The organism is Aeromonas sp. Marseille-Q7275, from assembly GCF_965119515.1.
In genome coordinates, this window is the sequence record NZ_CBCPLW010000010.1 from 74,953 (window position 1) to 93,717 (window position 18,765).

Here is an 18,765-nt window from a genome sequence, read left to right on the forward strand (position 1 = left end):
GTGCTGTTTTATTATTGGTTTGCTAGTGAATAAGCATGTTTTTTTGCATTGCGAGCAAGCTCGCTACGTTTCGTCTCGGTGTTGACCAATACCGAGAGCGCCTTTATCCACTTCTGTGGGTCATTTTCAAGTAAAACCCCATTAACGTTTTGCTCGATAAAATCACTGTACGGGGAGCGATTGCTATAGATCCCTACGGCACCCATTCTGACAAAATCGTAGAATTTGACAGGCCCTCGTGCCAGGTTAAAACCTGAATCCAGCAAGGGGGCCAACCCGATATCCAACCTGTGGGTTTTGGTATAAGCGAGATAATTCTGCCAGGTCATCGGATGTAGCACCGACACTCTGGGCAGGTCACGATAGAGCTTATATATTTCATGCTCACCGAAAATTTCGAAGCTGGCTTGTGGGCAAAGTGCCAACACGCCCTCGATGATGTGTCGCAGCCAGTATTTCTCATCTCTGTGAGAGCTAGACCCATGGTAGGCAATTTTCACCGGTTGATGAGCACCAAGCAGTAGAGGGGATGGTTTGGCTGGGATAATATCGGGATTAAGGTGAGCATATTTCCTGGCGAGATAAGGGGTCGATACCCAGATATCATCACAATGTTCAGTGATCCATCTGTGCTGGGCGGCTGAGCGTCGTATTATCTTGGTCCGGTACTCTTTTGGCAATGCCTTTAATGCAGATGGGTCAAAGAGATCATCGTCCATAAAATAGACTACTCGAGATAGCTTATCGATATTGTTCTCAATCTCTTGCTGCCACTGTGGCGTGATAAAGCGAATGATCACCAAAGCAGTTCCCTCATCAATCGCGAGGCTGGGGGAAGTTGATGTATCAATAAGCCGACAGACGGTACCGGCAAAGCGGCTTCTGATCGCCTCTTCGAAATAAGCCAGGGTTGGAGAGAGTCCCTCATGCAGGATCAATAAAGAGCGGCACTCCACCAAAGAACCGTGCTGATTGCCATAGCTCTGTTTGCTTAATTTTGAATAGGGTTTGAATAATGCTTTTCTGATCAGCTCATCCATGGCAACACCACATTGGGAGCATGACTTAACGAAAAATCGGGCCTGTCATAACTCAAATTTTGATTATAAGCAGGATCGTGTTTTAACCGATGTGCCCAGCGTTTCTTCATATAACGCAGCTCTCTTTGTGCACGTGCCAACTGCTGTGGTGTCACATCCTTGCCACGCGAGATCGATTCATGGTGATAGAGCTCGGCAAAAGGGGTCCATACAATTCGCCAACCCGCCTCGCCAACCCGCAGACAATAATCCACATCGTTGAAGGCAACGGGCAGATTGTCCTCATCCAGACCGCCCAGTGACAAGAACAGCTCTCTATGGGTCAGTAAACAAGCTGCGGTGACGGCAGAGAGCTCCTGCGCGCAGACGGCCCTGCGTTGATAGCCGGGGGCATCGGCGGTGAGACCTGCATGAAAGTGATCGGCGCAGCCACCGGGTCCAACGGCATCGCCCCCATGCTGCACCCGGCCATCGCCATAATAGAGTTTGGCGCCCACCACGCCGACGCCTGGGCGCAGCAGATGGGAGACCATCTCTTCCAGCCAGCTCGAACTCATGACTTCGGTGTCGTTATTGAGCAGGCAGATGAGCTCACCACTGGCCTGGCTCACGGCGGCATTGTTAATGGCCGAATAGTTGAACGGATGGTCATAAGGGATCACCCGTACCCCGTATTCCTGGGTGACATGAGCCAAATAGGCCAGGGTATCGGCCTCATCGCTCTGGTTGTCCATCACCAGGATCTCCATATTGGGATAGCGAGTCCGTTTCACCAGGCTATCAATACAGGGCTTGAGATGAGCCACCCCATTACGCGTGGGGATGATCACCGAGATGCGTGGCAACCGGGCTGGCAATGGCCAGTGCCAGCGGCAGATCCCGTGGGGCGCAGGGGAGATCGTCACGCCCGAAGGCACAACCTGGCTGGCTTTAGCGATGAGACCATGGTCATCCTCACTCTGGTTGGGTAAATGCATCATCAGCACCGGAATATGCGCTATCTGTTCGGCATCCAACTGCCGGGCAAGTTGCAACCACCTGTGATGGCAACTGACTCGATCGGTCGGCACGAGTGGCGCCTCTTGCCCCTGCCATAGCGAACACCAGTCGATATAGTTCTGGCCGTGCAGCAATGTTTCATTCCAATCCGGTTTGAAGTGAGGAGAGTGGCGTTTGCCACTGTCATCCAGCAGGTCGTGATCCCCGTAGATCCATTTTGCATCAGGAGTCATTCGTAGCTGATTGGCGACCCAAAAGAGCGCAGCAGGTGCGATCTTTGCCCCAAGAGGGATGGCCCAATGCCAGGTTTTGGTAGTGTGCTCCGACTCAGGTCTGTCAACGCCTGGCTCCAGCAGGGTGATATGACTTGCCGGGTAGCAGAGCGCCTCGATACTGGCAAGAGTGCGCCGCCGGGCAGTGGTGTCTCCCTCACCCACCAGATGCAGACAGACATGGGGCAAGTTGTTCCAACGAGCCAGCAAACGCGTGATCATCTGGCGATCACCCGGCTGCAAGGCATCGAAACTGGCCAGCCACTGTTCGTAGGCGTGCAGGGGCCTGTCATCACGCAATTTGCCAACCAGTTCATATGCCAGAGGGAGATTGGTTAACCACAGGTGCCAGGATAACCCCAGTCGCCTGCGTTTTTGAGTATTGAGCCGCCCGTAGAAGGGCCATACCCTGCGCAGATGACGCCAGAAGCTCTCTATGGGGGAAGCCTCACGAGCCTGAGTTATCTCAACTTGGCAATCGGCCCCCTCACTGCTCGGCAATAGGGCGAGCTGACTGGCCCCCTTGGGGAGATAGATTAACTCTTGCAAGGTACCACGGCGGGTGATGGGCAATGTCTGCTCGTGCCAGTGCCCCTGGCGACATTGCCAGCGCAGCAGGGTTTTCCCCCGAGGCCTGCGGGCGTTCACTTTGCCCTGAATAAAGAGCCAGCCAGCTCGCAACGAAAAAGAGTCTGGCAGCGCCAGGGGCTGCCAATGGCCATTGCTATGCATAACAAGTTTCACAATCTGGAGAGGAGGGTGCCCAGTCTGACCATTGGGGTGGCCAGCCGCGTGGGCAAGAGAAGCGCAATATGGCGATGTCAGCCCATCCAGTTCTTCATTTTGGTGCTGAGCCAGGAGCGGCCAGAGGGCTCTTCGTCGACGGGCAGGGCTGCCAATCGTTCGCCAAGTGTTGCCATTTCCGCCTTTACCTTGAGTGCCAGGGCTGCGGCAAGCAGGCAGGTTTCATCATTGCGATCATGGGCCTTGAAATAGGCCTTGTGCTTGACCCGGTTCACGGTTGCCGCACTGCCCCGTAGGTGCTTGCCGAGCAGAAACTCCTCTAGCGATTTGACGGCATAGTGGTTGACGCGTACACCGTTCCAAATCACCTCGGCACTGACGCCATTACCGTGTTTGGGGTGCAGTACCAAGTCATTTCCCTGCACATCGATATAGCGGCCATAACGCAGGCTGGCATAATGCGGGTTAAAGAAACGCTCCGTGCGCGCGGGTCTGACGATACTCTTGAAGTTGTGATTGACATTGAAGGTTTGAGGGGCTCGCTTGGTAAAACGCTCAATGACCAAGCCCTCTTCAGCAAATATCTCGCCATTTGAGCCAAAGTTTGACCAATTCAAGGCGACCGCGCTGACACTGTCATCTGCAAACCAACCCTGCAGTGCCGGTATTAGTTGCTCTTGCTCCAAGGGAAGCAGAAATTCGTCTGCGTCTATAAAAGCCAATAGATCGACATCACGGGGGCAGGTTCGCAAGATCTTTTCGTAAGCGGGGAGTTGTGGCTTCTGTGCACCAACAGTTGGGTAATCTATGACTGTCACAATACCCAATTTGGCCAAAGAGCCGAGCAGTTCACGGGTACCGTCGTTACTGCCATTATCCGCAATGATAAATCCGTTTACTCCGAGTACTCGGTGATAGGCGATCCACTCCAATAAGGCATCCAGCTCATTCTTGACAATCGCAGCGATAAATAATTTCAAAATAATTTCTCAGTCGAGATACACCAGAGAGACAGCCATAGTAAGCCAGGTAACGTGGGGTGGGATCTCCACCCCACGGGTGATGTTAATCAGAACCAAAGAGATCGCGTGTATACACCTTGTTGGCTACATCTGCCAGTTCAGTGGCCATCCGGTTGCACAGGATGACATCACTAATGGTCTTGAACTCTTCCAGATTGCCAATGACCCGGGAGTGGAAGAAGGTTTCCTCCTTGAAGGTGGGTTCAAATATCACCACCTCGATCCCCTTGGCCTTGATCCGCTTCATGATCCCCTGGATGGCAGATGAGCGGAAGTTATCCGAGCCTGCCTTCATCACTAGGCGATGGATGCCGACCACCTTGGGATTGCGACGAATGACGCTGTCTGAAATAAAGTCTTTACGGGTGGTGTTGGCATCGACAATGGCGCGGATCAGGTTGTTGGGCACCTGGCTGTAGTTGGCCAACAACTGCTTGGTATCCTTGGGCAGGCAGTAACCACCATAACCAAAGGAAGGGTTGTTGTAGTGGCTGCCGATGCGTGGATCCAGCCCAATCCCCTCGATGATCTGACGGCTGTCCAGGCCGTGAGACTGGGCATAAGTATCCAACTCGTTGAAATAGGCCACCCGCATCGCCAGATAGGTGTTGGCAAAGAGCTTGATGGCCTCGGCCTCTGTGCTACCGGTCAGCAGCACGGGCACATCCTGCTTGATGGCCCCTTCTTGCAGGAGTTCGGCAAAACGCTGTGCACGATCGCTGCACTCGCCCACTACGATGCGGGAGGGGTGCAGGTTGTCATAGAGCGCTTTGCCCTCGCGCAGGAATTCGGGGGAAAATATCAGGTTCTCTGTGCCCAGCTCACGGCGCATCCGCTCGGTAAAACCGACCGGAATGGTGGACTTGATGACCATCACGGCTCGTGGGTTGATGGAAATAACGTCGCGGATCACCGCCTCGACCGTGCCGGTATTAAAGTAGTTGGTCTCTGCATCGTAATCGGTGGGGGTAGCGATGATCACGAAGTCGGCCTCTTCATAGGCCTCGAATTTATCCAGCGTTGCCTTGAGATTGAGCGGCTTGTCGGCCAGATAGGCTTCCAGCTCTTTATCCGCGATAGGAGATTGACGGCGATTAATCTGCTCGACTTTTTCTGGCACAACGTCCAGGGCAATGACTTGATGGTGTTGGGCAAGCAATACCGCGTTTGAAAGACCGACGTATCCGGTACCGGAAATTGTTATTCTCATACTATAATACCTTTATTTCGTTAAAGCTCCACTGGCACCAACCCTGAGCAAGAAATATAATCATGCTCTTTTAATGGGTATTTGATGAAAATATTATCCCAAGCCTCAACATCATAATCATATGCATCGTTGTAGGGAGCGAACCTGGGAAAGCGCTCTGTAGACTATGTTGTTGTTAATATTTTCAGGTGTTTTGTAACTTATTACTGTAGTGTCGGGTTTCACCATAGGACTTTATCTTATTAAATACAGATAATATGTCATCAGGTTTTGTAGTGACATTGATTTTAATAAATAGAGGGGATTTTATCTGGCGATGACATGTCGGAAATAAGTTTTTCGGTAAGATACTTTATCTTATTTAGATCATTCTGGTGAATTGCATCGACATCTATGCCATCTTTATATTTTCTCATGCCCCCATTTATTTCTGAATGAATTTTAGTATGAAATGAAATTTTGTATTTTTTGGCATTGACACATGTTGCTTGATATTGGGGGATATGGCCTCAAATAAGCCATCAAAACATCCATCCAATAGTGATAGCAAAGATTTTGTAGGGGTCATTGCAAATCGTAGTAGTGAACTATACTCGTACCCGACTCTGAAAAATTCAATCCCATCTCACAGTTGTCACCTAAAGATATATTTGTCGAACATGATTAAACCTCTGGTAATATTATTTTGTTATATATCTCAGAACATTTTTAGCGTAAGCGTATCCACTGTCAGATATTTCTCTTATTCGATTAAGTGAATTACCACTTAGCCTTTAGAAGAATAATAGCTTGGTTTGCTCTAGGCGAGTTTCTTAAATCCGCGACTTAAATTTTTCTTTTGATGAATAAAAGTCAAATGCAGAATTTATCAATAATTCAAATTCTTGGTTTCGATTGAAGCTATGCTGAGTTGCTAGAGATTCTGGTGGCTAGGGTATATGCTTGCTCACCATCTCCCTGTAAAAAACCTATATATTTAAAAATAAAATCAAAGTGTTCTCTCAGTTTTTTACTGAGTAATGGAATGTCCTTGCTATCTATATATGCTGCAGTCTTTTTATCACCCAATGACATGCGAGATGATATATGACTATATATAGATAGATCAAAGCAGACCTCTTCTTGGCACTCGTTGCATTCCTGTTTGAATGTATGGAGTTCTAATTCAACACCGGAGAATAAAGATGGTACCTCTCCAGTGCAAAACAAATCTAATTTTTCTAGAATATCATGACTAAATGTTATCATCTTGGCATCAGGCGCCCCTGGGGCAAACGTAAATTCACCAAAAATAGGACCATCTGGTGAATCAAAACAATCGATACTAACGAAATCAGTATTCAAACTTTTGGATAAAATAGATGCCATCGATATCAGTTGAGGGGCAAAAAAAGGAACTACATGCCCACCAGGTAACCATCTGGTAGTATCAAAGTGATAGTCAATACCATGACGCAAAGGGATAAATGCACCATCAAATAGAGCCGCTCTTGGGGGCGTTACATTTCTATCAATTTGTATTATAAGAGCAACATTGCCTTTAAATGTATAGAACTTATAGTCAAAGGGAATATCTTTTCCATAGACATATGAGTCAACAAAAGATTCTGCTATCCAATAAGATGGTTGCTTTCCTACAATATCGCTACCAATCTCTTTAGCTGTCATTCTTTTTATTCTGAGTAATTCTAAAAATGAACCATCATCATTCTTTTCTAGAAGATATACACCAATGCAAGAGTGGCGATCACCAGCTTTAACAACAAATCGTTTACCAAAGTTCTCATTTGCCCAAGAAACAGCATCTTGAGCAGATGAGAATGAAACACTAGTGGGCGTTTTAAAACCTAGTCTAGATGCATGTTCATATGCTAATAATTTATTGTCAAGTTCCCAAGGAACATTGTTATCTTTCCCTTCAAATCTTGAACGTAACATTTTCAAAAATGACATTACAGTACCTCTTGGTCAGATATCCCAACTTGCATGTGTATAACCTAATCTTTCTTGGTCGTTTAATGACCACTGATTCTTTTTAAACATCAACTCAAACTCAGCACTTTTTTTATCGCTCTTGCGCATCCCATCGGTAGCTTTCTGCAATTTATGATATACCACAGCCTGACTGGTGTAGATAATCTTCATTCCCAGCAGATGGCGCAGATAGTCGCACATAATGCGATCCGAACGGTAATGGCGGCCAAACTCCGCATCCAGTCCACCAACTTGATCGACAACCTCGCGGCGCATATAGGTGCAGAAGAAGGGCGCAAAGCTGATCTCGACCTGTTCACCATCGTGCAGCAGGGGCACATGATGAATGTTCTTGTGATGCTGAGATAAGTTGACATCGCAATCTATGCCGGGATTGGCAAAGGGAACATGGGTGGTGATGGTTTTGGTATTGGCAAACAGTACCTGACGGGGTACCACCAAGCCAATATTGGGATCCTGATAGGCCAGTTGCTGCATGGCGACCAGAGCATGACGGGTCAGCAAGGCATCATTGTTAAGCAATACGATATCGCTGCCGGGCTTGGCTACTTTGATCCCCTGATTAACTGCATAGGTAAAGCCGGCATTGAATTCATTCTCTATATAGGTAATATCGAACTCTTTAACAGCTTGATCCCGTAAATAGGTTCTGACCTCCAAGGCTGAGGCATTATCGACAACGATAATATCCACTTGCTTATTATCGTAATATTTTCGAATGGAGGACAGGCAATCTTGAATATCATCCAGCGATTCATAGTTGGGGATAATGATGCTGACATGGTGAGCAAGTTTTGGTCTTGGCATGCGATGTTTGACAGGTTCGCTTTGACCATAACGCAGCAGTGCTCGCCCCTTGATAAATTCACGGGTATTATGCTGTTCCCGCACAATATCGATATAACCATGCAATGAATTGTCATTGGTGATGGCGTTCTCCGCCAGTTCGTAGAAGTAGTTGGAGAGGATCACCGGCACAGAAATAATGGTGAATTCGCTGCTGATCTTGAGGATCAGATCCCAGTCGACAAAGCGCTTCAGTTGGGTATCAAACATACCCGTTTTTTTAAAGACATGTTTGCTATGCATGAAGCAGTTCAGATCGATATAGTTACGGTTTTCAAGCAACCCTTTGTTGAAACTGGCAAAGCGAATGGCAAAGGGTTCGGAATGACTGCCGCGATAGAGATATTGCCCGGAATACGCCGCCTGAGCGTTGGGGGTTTTATGCAAGGCTGCGACCATGGCACTCAGGTATTCGGGTTGCCAGGTATTGTCAGAATCCAGATAGGCAATCAACTCGCCTTTCGCCGCACGAAGACCTATGTTGCGTGCTTCAGATACCCCTGAACGTCCAGGACCTTTGATGAGTCGAATGCGGTCATCAGCAAAGCTCTCTACCACCTGAACTGTACTGTCGGTGCTACCATCATCCACAATAACCAATTCAAAATGTGAGTAGGTTTGTGCAAGTACTGATGTGATCGCTGCCATTATCGTGTCTTCACGGTTGTAGGCAGGCATGATGATACTGATCAAATGACTCAGATGGTTTGATTCAGTATATGAAACCAAGGTTCTTCGGGTATTTTCCATCATGGCGAAGCAACGCTTATCCTCTTCCCGATAGGGTGAGTAAATCATCGGGTTCACCATGGATTCGGCCAGGAATTCATCAAAACAGGTGAATTTCCGATTATGCTGCCAAGAGGTGGTGGTCTGCTTCAGCAGTTGTTCTGTCTGGGCATCAAACAACTCAAGCTGGTGAGTTTTTCCATCGATAAACTCTGCAGGGACACTCCATCTAAAACCGTGTTGGCCGTTATTGATCTTGTTTTTGGCCAAGTCGTCACGCTTGACATCCGCCAATACTTTATAACGCTTGCCATCAATCTGGATGAGGGCTTCCCGTGGTGCCGGGTTGCCCATTTCAGCCAGCCAACCATAGAGTTCACCACTGCCGCCTGCTTTCAGGTTAAAATCACCCCGAATAGATTTACTTGCCGAACTGGTTTTGGCTGTGGCTGTCGTGATCTCTGTGGTCTTGGCTGATATTTTTTTGGGGTCCATGGGGTGACGACCAATTAGGCGACCTATTTTTTGGTAATGGTAAAATGGATCCATACCGGATAACTCGACATCTTTATAATTATTCAAATACCACTGAGCATCAAAGTTTTGCATTTTAAAAATCCCGCCAATTAAATAATTCTGCCTTCGTTCTTGCCAAACATGAGATAGTGAAGGAGAGGATTGACACCTTCTTGCTGAACATCAGGATATCTCTCAAGGTAATCATTGCCATTGAATCGTTCGCTGGGGCTAAGACCTATCTTGTATCCGATGGTGAGATAATGCTCTATGGGGGATAGGGACTGTCGATCAAGCTCAGGGCAGTTTTTTCCATACCAATCAATATTGAAGAATCCTGATTTTTCAACCATCTCAACGTGTTTGTTCAGCATGCCATTTGAGCTTTTTTTCTTGAATTTTTTACTCAATGCTCGAGCCGGCGCGGCTGCTTTCCAAGAAAACGAATCCTTCAACTTGTCCAGCTGCTGTTTGTATACACTGAGCTCATTATCTTTGCTCATCAACTTTCTTTCGTATACTTCTATCATGTTAGTCAGCTTGGCCAGCTCGCTAAATCTAGCATTCAAGTTCTCTTGGGTTTCATTCAATCTATTATTGGCGGATTTAGAGGCTTCCTTCTCCTGAGCCAATTGAGCCTTAACCTTGATTAACTCAGCCTCTAATGATTTTTGAGATTTACCTTGAGATTCTTTAAATGAATGAAAATCTAATTCAGTATTTTTCAGCTTTTTATTTGATGCTTCCAAGTCAGCTTTGACTTTGAGCAACTCTTTTTTGATATTTTCAAGTGTTGCGTTAACTTTCTTCAGTTGCTCAGAGCGCTCAACACTCGTTTCCTCTGACTTCAATACTAATTTACCAAGGGCCGCTAATTCAGAGTCTTTGATTGCATGTGCCTGCTCTAATTCTTTAATTTTGGTTTTTAGAGATAAATTGTCTGATGTGAGCCGAGCCGACTTGCCTTGATAGATCTCTAATTGAACTTGCAAGGCGAGGGAGCCCTCACTGACTGAGTCAAGTAGCGCTTCCTTTGTAAGCAGGTTTTCCTGTAGCTCACTTACTCTTTTTTTCAATACATCTGGTGATGATTGACTAAATACGCTATTCATTTTTTTACGCATATCCCATGCTCTGATTAAACGGTTGTTTTTTGCCAGGTTGGCTATTTTGTTTTCTGATGTTCAATGAAAAAATGATTCCCTTTAAAAATTCTGGCACCTATTTTTTGGAAAGCCCCTTGAAGCGATTTTTTATTTCCATTCTCCTTCTTTATCTGACTGACCGTTGACTGCCATGAGCAATAAAGTGTATGAATTATGAGTCTTTCTGAATAATCACTAAGCTCACAAATATAGGTCCTCTTAGATTACTTTTCATCTAATAATGACCGCGATATCTATGTAACGAGTAAGCTGGCGCAGTGCTATACCCACATTTCTTTTCAGTCCTGATGTTCACGCAAGGTCGCAAGACCCATGACGATCAACCCATAGAAGAGAACCAGCAATACACTCACTGTGGCCAAGTTGTAGAGACGGCGAGGATATTCTGCATCCTGGGCCAGGCTCGGCTGACTGATGACCAACAGGTGTTTGAGCTTGCGGTATGCCTCTATCCTGGCCTGTTCCAAACTGATAAGGCCCGTCTTGTAGAGATCCGCTGCCAGGGTAGCCTGGGTCTGCACATCCATGTAACCGGCGTTGATCTCGTTCATGGCATCTTTATCGAGACCGGTGAGCTTGGCGCGCTCCTGCTCCAGTTGCCTGGTCAAGGCATCGACGCGGCTCTGCACCGAGATGACGCCGGGGGCGCTCTCTCTCATATAGCTGCGCAGTTGCTTGAGTTGCGCTTGCTGGTTCACTAGCTCGGCCTCGATCTGGCTGACCACCCCGAGGCGCGCGCTGCTGGTGGATTCCGGGCTGATGAGTTGGTGACTGTTTTGAAATGCCAAGACCTTGGCCTTTTCGTCCTGTAGTCGTTGATAGGCGCGATCAACCTCTTGTTCGACAAAGGCCAGTTGTTCCAGCGCCACCTGATGCCCCAGCTTGTTGATAAAGCGCTCGGACTCTTTGAGCATCAGCCCTACCACCTGCTGGCCATACTCGGGATCAAACGCCTGCAATTCGATGGTGAGCACGCCCGACAGTTCATCCAGGCGCAGCGTCAGGTGTTTGCGGTAGTATTCGATGAAGTCTTCCCGGCTGACATCCTGTGGCAGGCGGGAGAAATAGTCGGCCTGGTTGCTCTGGTAATGGGACTTGAGGTCAAGCTCCTTGTCGAGTTTTGCCAGCAGATCCCAGGATTTCAGGTACTCCTGGATCAGCAGCACATCCTGGTGATTGCTGCCACCTAGGCCCAGCATAGAGAGAGCATCTGGCAGCATCTTGACCTGGTCCGCCTGCTTGATCATCAGCTCTGCCCGGCTTACATAGCGGTCAGAGGCGATGACCCCCAGATAGAGGGCAGCGATGGCAAAACAGGCCAGCACCCAGAGAAAGCTGCCGAGCTTGAGACTCTGCTGCCAGGAGCGGTGGGCAATCTGAAAACCGCTGGAGTCGATAAAAAAGCGCTTTGGCTCATTGCCGAGCTTGCGCAGTTTGCGCACGAGGCGGGATGGTCTTTCCGATCTGATAGGTTGAGTCATGTTGGCTGTTGCTTGTTATAGATTTTGGTAGATGCGGATGGCGTCATCGATATCGTCGAAGATTTCCAGTGTACTGTTGCGTAGCAAGATCCCCATGTCGCACTGTTGGCGCAGGTTTTTCATGTCGTGAGATACCATGATAAGGCTCGCTGTCTCGCGCTTTTGATTGAACGTATCCATGCATTTCTGCTTGAAGCGGGCATCCCCTACCGAGGTGATCTCATCGGTCAGATAGATATCAAAGTCAAAGGCCATGCTGACGGCGAAGGAGAATTTGGATTTCATGCCGCTGGAGTAGGTTTTGATCGGCAACTCGAAGTGCTGGCCGATTTCGGAAAACTCCTTGACCCATTCCTCTACTTCTTGGGTATCGCGGACCCCATGGATACGGCAGACGAAGCGGGTGTTTTCCCGCCCTGTCATGCTCCCTTGAAATCCCCCGCTTAATGCGAGTGGCCAGGATACACGGCAGAGACGGGTGATCTTGCCTTGGTTGGGAGTATCCATGCCACCCAGCAGACGAAGCAGGGTAGACTTGCCCGCACCGTTGACCCCCAGAATGCCGATGTTGCGATCCTGCGGCAGCTGAATGCTCACATCCCGCAGCACATAGTTGCGGCCGAACTTGGTGGGGTAGTACTTGGATACATTGTCGAGAATGATCATGCTATTCAGTACTCATTGGCGATCAACTGGCGATCAGCCGGCGGTGGCTCAGGCGATAGCAGCTCATGGCAAAAGTCAGCAGCAGCAAGGTCACGCCTGACAGATAAGCTGCGCTGACATTGTGGCTGTTGTACCCCGCGATCCAGCCATTGCGTATCAGCTCGAGGGCATGCACCAGCGGATTCCATAAAAACCAGTGTTGATACTGGGGCGGTATGCTTATCAGTGGATACATCACACAAGAGACAAACATGAGGGGCATCATCAGCAGGTTGAGGAACTTGTCTGCCTCCTGGAACAGGTTGCAGATAACGCAGAAGACGATGCCAAGGGAAAAAGAGAACACCATCAAAAGCAAATAGATGAGGATGACCTTCAAGGGATCCGCCGGAATGGCATCGAATCCGAACCAGAGCAGCCCCAGCACAAGGATGATGCCCACCATCATGCCCACCATCACCTCGAGGATAAAGCGGGCAACAAAGGTGGCGAAGGGGGTGACCTGACGGTAGCAGAACAGCCCCATATTGGCGCCGACCGCCGATTGCAGCTTGCTCACGACATTCCTGAAAAAGAGAAAAGGCAAATAGCCGGCGGTGATAAATAGAGGGGCCGGCACCCCCCCAAATCCGCTGTGGTTGCGAAGACCGAAGATCAGGCTGAAGGCGCTGATCATCAGAAGTGGGTCGATCAGGGCCCAGGCGTAGCCCAGTCGGTAGCTGCCGAATCGGGTCTTCAGTTCTCGGATAAGCAAACCAAACGTCACATCGCGCAACACCTGCAAGGGCGTTCGAGGTGTCTGATTGAGAATGGGTTTATGCATTGAGTCGTTTACCGTATGGCAGGCTCGCCGATTGGCGAGCCTGCATTGTTCGGTGTGGGCGGTTTAGTTGATGGCTACATTCGCCGCCACGGCGATCTGATAGATGATCTGGGTAATGTCTTTGACAGACTGCATGGTTTTGCTGTCAACCTTGGGCAATACCATGATCTGATCCCCAGGCTGAACATTCCCCTGACCCTTGAACTCTACCAACCCGTTGGCATGGACCACGGCAATGCGCTGATCATTGGCTCGTTCGGTAAATCCACCGGCCCAGGCGACATAGTCATCGAGGTCGGCATTGGCGTTGTAGACCACGGCTTGTGGCATCAACACCTCACCACCCACCTGGATAAGGTCAGTCTTGTTCGGGATCACAATCTGGTCGCCTTGCTCCAGCTGAATGTTGGCGATGATGCCCTTGTCGGCGACCACGACCTTGCCCAGGGGTTGAATCTTGCGAGCCTTGTCGACAAATTGCATGACCAGCTCGGCCTCTTTGGCACGGATGGTTGCCTCGCCATCCGAGCTGGCTGGCGCGGTGAACACGCTGCGTTCCAGCCGGTTGAGCGACTCGTCCAGCATCTCTTTTTGCCGGATGGCCACGCTCTTTCGCATCAGATAGATGGATTGGTAATCGGCCAGGTCCGGGTTGATCGGAATGTGGTTGAGCAGATCGTGCAGCTTGGTCTCTTTGCGGACGGTGAAGTAAGAGGGGCCCATATAACTGCCGGTGACCTGCACATCGTAAACTTGTGCATGCATGTCATCGTTGAACAGCACCTTGTCGCCGTCCTTGAGTTGGACCCGGGCAAAATCTTTGTAAGGTAGATAAATAGAGAAGGGGCCGTTTGCACGATCACCAATTACCCCGACATGACTCACCTTGGCGAGGGGCAGGGCATAATTGACCAGTTCCGAACCCAGTGTATTGCGCTGCTTTAATTCGAAGCGGAATGGATTGCGAACCTTGCCAGCTACATTGATCATCGGTCCCTGGGGTTCCACCAGGATCACATCCTGATCCTTCAGGGAAAGTTTGGGCATTTTGCCCTTCTGCATGAATTCATACAGGTCGATCTGCTGGAGGACCTGGTTTTGGCGCAAGACCTTGATTTGACGGTAGCTGCCACGCTCTGAATCGATGCCACCCGCTCGCTTGAGGAAATAGAGCACGCTGTCAGACGATTGTCCGGCATATTGGCCTGGGCGGATCACCGGCCCCGTCACGAATACACTCACAGGGGTTGTCGTCAGCAGGTTGACGTAAATATTGACGTTGTTGGTGAATACATCACCAATCTTGCTGGTTACCAGATTATTGATTTGGCTGGCTTGAACATTCTTGACATTGATGGGGCCTACATCAGGGATGAAGATATTGCCCTGATTGTCGACCGTTACCACATTGGAGAAATTGACGGCGCCCCAGATCCAGATATTCAGCTTGTCACCTGGTGCTATCAGGTAATTGTCATTCAAGCCATCACTGCGTTCGGTTTCATATCCACCGGCAAAGAGGTTGGCGCCATAGGGGGGAGGGAGTCCGGCCTCTGCTTGTGGCAGTAACTTCCGAACATCTGCCTCGCCTGGCAGCAACATGCCCTGCCGATTTTGTTGCGCAAAACTGCCGGTTGTTGAACTCGTGCTGGCTTGACCACTCAGCGATGACTGGCCGCCAAGTTGGGGCCGATTGTTATCGCCAGAATTGCCCGACAGGTTATAGCCAAATGATGCCCCATTTGCCTGGGCCTGGGCCTGGTCCGGTGCGCTAGCCGCCATGGTGGTGCAGGAGGCACCGATGAGAAACAGAAGGGTACTCAGCTGACGAACGTTCATTTTCAAAACAGATACCTTCGAGTTTTATTGTTCAGCAAGAAGGCTGCTGACAGAAGCTTGATCCAATTGAGGTATCAGGTACCACAGTTCTTCACTCTTGCATGCGACACTTCTTTGCGAGTGGCCTTGCATGTTGTTGAACAACAGGTCAACGCACTCACGTCCCATGGCCGACACATAGCGTTGACCCAGGGTGAAAGTAACGCCGTTTGTGCTGAGTGCAGCCCCTTGAGGTTGAGTATTGAGCGCCTGTTGCAGATTGGCTGGCATGGCTTGCTGTGCTGTGGTCGATGATGGATTGACGAGGGGACGGGAGGCTTCGACCTGCTTTGGTTCATATGCGCAGCCAGCAATAGACATGGCTAGCGATATCGCCAGAAACCGGGTTGCGTAGTTCATGTGAAATATTATCCAGGTGTCAAAACTTGATGTGTTAACTCTGCGTTAATTTTGTGTTATCGGGTGTGTTCGTTTTTGCGATAATGCTTGTCTCATCTTCTTCCTTGGTATTGCTGTACTGAAACTGTACACGGGAATACATCATCTCAAAAGGCAAAAAAAAAGAAAAGCTACCGCACGGAAGTGACATTGCTCCGGTCGAGGATGGTCAAATTGGGGTTTGAAATAAAATTGACATATAAAAGCAGACTGTCAAAGACAGCTCTGTTTTTAGAGCATTTCTGTCGTGCAGGAGCCGAGCCCGCGTATATTGCGTCATTTCGAGACGCTCGTCATGTTTAATTTATTCCGGGCGCATACTACCTGTGGGCTGCAAATGAGTCAACACATATTAGTCGTGCAACCGGCAGCACCAGAGTGATTTAATCATTGTTATGTAACTATATTTTCATATTTGCAGTAATGATTTAAACAGGTCTGATGAGTGCTTTTTAGCGCAGAAGCAGTTAATTTAGGAAACTCTTAAATAATGAATTTTTGAGGTATTTATTTGATGATGGATATTTTTGTTGCATCAGAAGTAATAATGTGGTTGGTGTTGCATGACGCGTCATTAAGACTTACATAGTGTATGTCAGTAGTGTTATCCCCTTGAACGTAACGCTCAATTGCTAATTTTGTAGACTATTTCTTCGAAAACATATTTATTTTTAGTTTTTGGTGTGGAGTTGACAGCTCTTTCCCCCACTGACTATGCCTGATGTGTACCTGTTTGACGCTTGACAAAGCGGGGACATCAGGATGTAGGAGGGGGCATGGACGCCAATCTTCACTCGATAGCCAGATTATTGCTCTTGCTGAGCATGAGCACGACAGCCATTGCCAATGACGAGATCGTGGCTGTGCAGCTAGGAACACCTGCCGAAAACGAGAAGCTCGATATTTATACTGCTGACATCAAGCTCCACCATATGTTCTGGCAATGGGGTGAGTCGGGTTGTCAGTTTGGGCTGGGAGTGCGTGGTGGTGTGCTGGATGTTGGCCATGAATCCGGGGCCCGGTTGGGGGCTGGAGGGCGTGCTGAATGCCTATGGGGCCAATGGGTGGTATGGATGCCGGTTGAAGTTCTGTGGCTGAGCAAACATGAGTTCGGGCACAAGGGGAATGGTTTCAAGGACTATGGTGGCCCTGTCCAGCTATCAACAGGATTGGGGCTGGGGTATGCCTTCAATCGGAACTGGCTGTTGGGGTACCAGTATGAACATATGTCCAATGGGCATATGTATGAGCCCAATCCATCACTGGACAGCCATACACTCCACATCGAGTACAGATTCTAGATTTTCATCAGGTCTTCTGAGCCGTGTTCGACATTTAGGGGATCCGAGGCATGGGGCCGATACGACCACCATGCCAGGCTTACCGCCCCAGATACTCCCTGTCGAAGAAGGTGCTGACCCAGTGTGGTCGGTAGACGGCGAGCAGTGTCATGGCCATGCCGTTGAGCAGGGCCTCGGGGAAGAGCAGCAGCGGCCAGATGGAGAGGTAGTCGGCACTGATGATATGCCAGGGGTAGGTGCCGCTCATCCCCATCAGCAGGGCGCTGGCGAGGATCTTGACCGAGATGCTGAGCGCCCCCCCAAGAAAGGCGGCCACGAACAGGTAGACGAAGAGGTGGCGGGGCAGCCAGGCCCAGCTTGCGAGAAACAGCAGCCAGCTGGTGGCTACCGGTAGCGCGACGCCGATGAGCGCCTGCCAGCCGAACTCCGCCGGATCGGTGACACCAAAGGCCCCGAGGATCAGCAGGGTGAGGCAGGGGGCGAGCAGGGCGAGGCGCCAGCCCAGCAGCAGGGTCAGGCTGGTGAGGCCGAGGAAGTGGATCTCCAGCCCCTCATGGAGGCCGGCCCGCAGGGTCCAGAGCGGCACCAGGACGATGGCGCTCCCCAGGCAAAGGTGCTGATAGAGGGGGTTGTCTTGGAGGGTGCGCAGCAGGGAGGCGCGCAGGCTGAAGGCGAGCAGCACCAGCCAGAGCAGGAGGGCGGCGACTTGTCCTTCACTCATGGCCTGTTCCCCCGGATCTCACTGCCCGGTGATGAGCCCGGGCGCTGGCGGCGCAATAAAAAGAGGCCGCCCAGTCCCGGGCGGCCTCCTGTCTCAATACTTCACGTTGGGGTGGTACTTGCCGAGGATGCCCTGGACCCTGTCCATGGTCTCCTTGCTGGGGGGCTTGATCCCGGTCAGATCGTAAGTGTCTCCCAGCACGTCCCACTTGTGCTTGCCGAGTTCGTGGTAGGGCAGCAGCTCCACCTTCTCGACACACTCCCCCAGCTCGGCGATGAACTGGCCGAGCCCTTCGGCGCTCTCGTCATCGTCGGACCAGGTGGGCACCACCACGTAGCGGATCCACATGGTCTGGCCGCGGGACGCCAGGTAGCGGGCGAACTCCAGGGTGTACTTGTTGCTGACATGGGTGAGGGGGATGTGCTTCTCGTCGTTGATCTGCTTGATGTCGAGCAGCACCAGATCGGTGTTGTCGAGCACCCGATCGAGCAGCTCGTCGTAGTGACGCACGAAGCCGTTGGTATCCAGGCAGGTGTGGATCCCTTGCGCCTTGCAGGCGGCAAACAGCTCGGCGATGAACTCTTGCTGCAGCATGGCTTCCCCACCGGAGGCGGTGACGCCGCCGCCCGAGGCATTCATGAAGTGGCGGTAGCTGGTGAGATCCTGCATCAACTCGGGCACCGTGACCTCGCGGCCGCCCTGGGTGTCCCAGGTGTCCCGGTTGTGGCAATACTTGCAGCGCATCAGGCAGCCCTGCATGAACACGATGAAGCGGATGCCGGGGCCGTCGACTGTGCCGCAGGTCTCGACGGAATGGATCCGGCCAATGATGTCGGGATTGCTGGTGTCGCTAACGGTGGCGGCAGGGATCCGCTGAGTGCCCTGATCGGCAGGGCCGCTGGTTTCAACGGCAGGGATCCGGTTAATGACTGACATAGACGACTCCAATTGTTCGGA

Annotated in this window: 15 protein-coding genes; 1 reads left to right on the forward strand and 14 read right to left on the reverse strand. The window is 50.2% G+C overall.

Annotated elements, in window-relative coordinates; translation table 11 throughout:
• Positions 1–11 precede the first annotated feature (11 nt).
• From ACWPWQ_RS11340 to ACWPWQ_RS11395, 12 genes are all read right to left on the reverse strand, one after another.
• Positions 12–1,040, reverse strand: coding sequence for a glycosyltransferase family protein (locus tag ACWPWQ_RS11340; RefSeq protein WP_202045088.1), 1,029 nt, complete (start codon positions 1,038–1,040; stop codon positions 12–14).
• The gene (locus tag ACWPWQ_RS11345; RefSeq protein ID WP_202045089.1) at positions 1,028–3,043 is read right to left on the reverse strand and encodes a glycosyltransferase family 2 protein; all 2,016 of its coding nucleotides are present in this window, start codon (positions 3,041–3,043) and stop codon (positions 1,028–1,030) included. The genes ACWPWQ_RS11340 and ACWPWQ_RS11345 overlap by 13 nt, the downstream gene beginning before the upstream one ends.
• A gap of 89 nt (positions 3,044–3,132) precedes the next feature.
• Entirely contained in the window at positions 3,133–4,035 is a 903-nt protein-coding gene (locus ACWPWQ_RS11350) for a glycosyltransferase family 2 protein (protein WP_202045090.1), read from the reverse strand.
• 85 nt (positions 4,036–4,120) lie between these two features.
• Entirely contained in the window at positions 4,121–5,287 is a 1,167-nt protein-coding gene (locus tag ACWPWQ_RS11355) for a nucleotide sugar dehydrogenase (protein WP_429161359.1), read from the reverse strand.
• A gap of 900 nt (positions 5,288–6,187) precedes the next feature.
• Positions 6,188–7,240, reverse strand: a complete 1,053-nt coding sequence (locus tag ACWPWQ_RS11360) for an ATP-grasp fold amidoligase family protein (protein ID WP_454009806.1) — start codon at positions 7,238–7,240, stop codon at positions 6,188–6,190.
• Positions 7,241–7,255: 15 nt separating this feature from the next.
• On the reverse strand, positions 7,256–9,466 hold the full coding sequence (locus ACWPWQ_RS11365) for a glycosyltransferase (protein WP_429161367.1): 2,211 nt from the start codon (positions 9,464–9,466) through the stop codon (positions 7,256–7,258).
• 17 nt (positions 9,467–9,483) lie between these two features.
• A complete protein-coding gene (locus tag ACWPWQ_RS11370; RefSeq protein ID WP_202045095.1) occupies positions 9,484–10,497 on the reverse strand; it encodes a coiled-coil domain-containing protein in 1,014 nt (337 codons plus the stop codon).
• A 320-nt stretch (positions 10,498–10,817) separates the two neighbouring features.
• Positions 10,818–12,020 (reverse strand): sugar transporter, encoded by a 1,203-nt coding sequence (locus ACWPWQ_RS11375; RefSeq protein ID WP_454009807.1) that lies wholly within the window; start codon positions 12,018–12,020, stop codon positions 10,818–10,820.
• Between the two features lie 15 nt (positions 12,021–12,035).
• Complete coding sequence (locus tag ACWPWQ_RS11380) at positions 12,036–12,686, reverse strand: ABC transporter ATP-binding protein (protein WP_454009808.1); 651 nt, start codon at positions 12,684–12,686, stop codon at positions 12,036–12,038.
• 22 nt (positions 12,687–12,708) lie between these two features.
• Positions 12,709–13,509 carry an ABC transporter permease gene (locus tag ACWPWQ_RS11385; RefSeq protein ID WP_202045098.1) on the reverse strand — a complete coding sequence of 267 codons (801 nt, stop codon included), beginning with the start codon at positions 13,507–13,509 and terminating at the stop codon, positions 12,709–12,711.
• A 63-nt stretch (positions 13,510–13,572) separates the two neighbouring features.
• The gene (locus tag ACWPWQ_RS11390) at positions 13,573–15,348 is read right to left on the reverse strand and encodes a polysaccharide biosynthesis/export family protein (RefSeq protein ID WP_454009845.1); all 1,776 of its coding nucleotides are present in this window, start codon (positions 15,346–15,348) and stop codon (positions 13,573–13,575) included.
• 24 nt (positions 15,349–15,372) lie between these two features.
• Positions 15,373–15,747: a hypothetical protein gene (locus tag ACWPWQ_RS11395; RefSeq protein WP_202045099.1), complete on the reverse strand. Its 375-nt coding sequence runs from the start codon at positions 15,745–15,747 to the stop codon at positions 15,373–15,375.
• Between the two features lie 815 nt (positions 15,748–16,562).
• Between ACWPWQ_RS11395 and ACWPWQ_RS11400 the strand changes: the two genes are divergently transcribed.
• Positions 16,563–17,087, forward strand: a complete 525-nt coding sequence (locus tag ACWPWQ_RS11400) for an acyloxyacyl hydrolase (RefSeq protein ID WP_182785726.1) — start codon at positions 16,563–16,565, stop codon at positions 17,085–17,087.
• A gap of 79 nt (positions 17,088–17,166) precedes the next feature.
• Here ACWPWQ_RS11400 and ACWPWQ_RS11405 read toward each other — a convergent pair whose 3' ends face one another.
• Together ACWPWQ_RS11405 and pflA are read right to left on the reverse strand one after the other, a co-directional pair.
• Complete coding sequence (locus tag ACWPWQ_RS11405) at positions 17,167–17,808, reverse strand: energy-coupling factor ABC transporter permease (protein ID WP_454009809.1); 642 nt, start codon at positions 17,806–17,808, stop codon at positions 17,167–17,169.
• Between the two features lie 93 nt (positions 17,809–17,901).
• Positions 17,902–18,744 (reverse strand): pyruvate formate lyase 1-activating protein, encoded by an 843-nt coding sequence (gene pflA / locus ACWPWQ_RS11410; protein ID WP_139434163.1) that lies wholly within the window; start codon positions 18,742–18,744, stop codon positions 17,902–17,904.
• Positions 18,745–18,765: the final 21 nt, after the last annotated feature.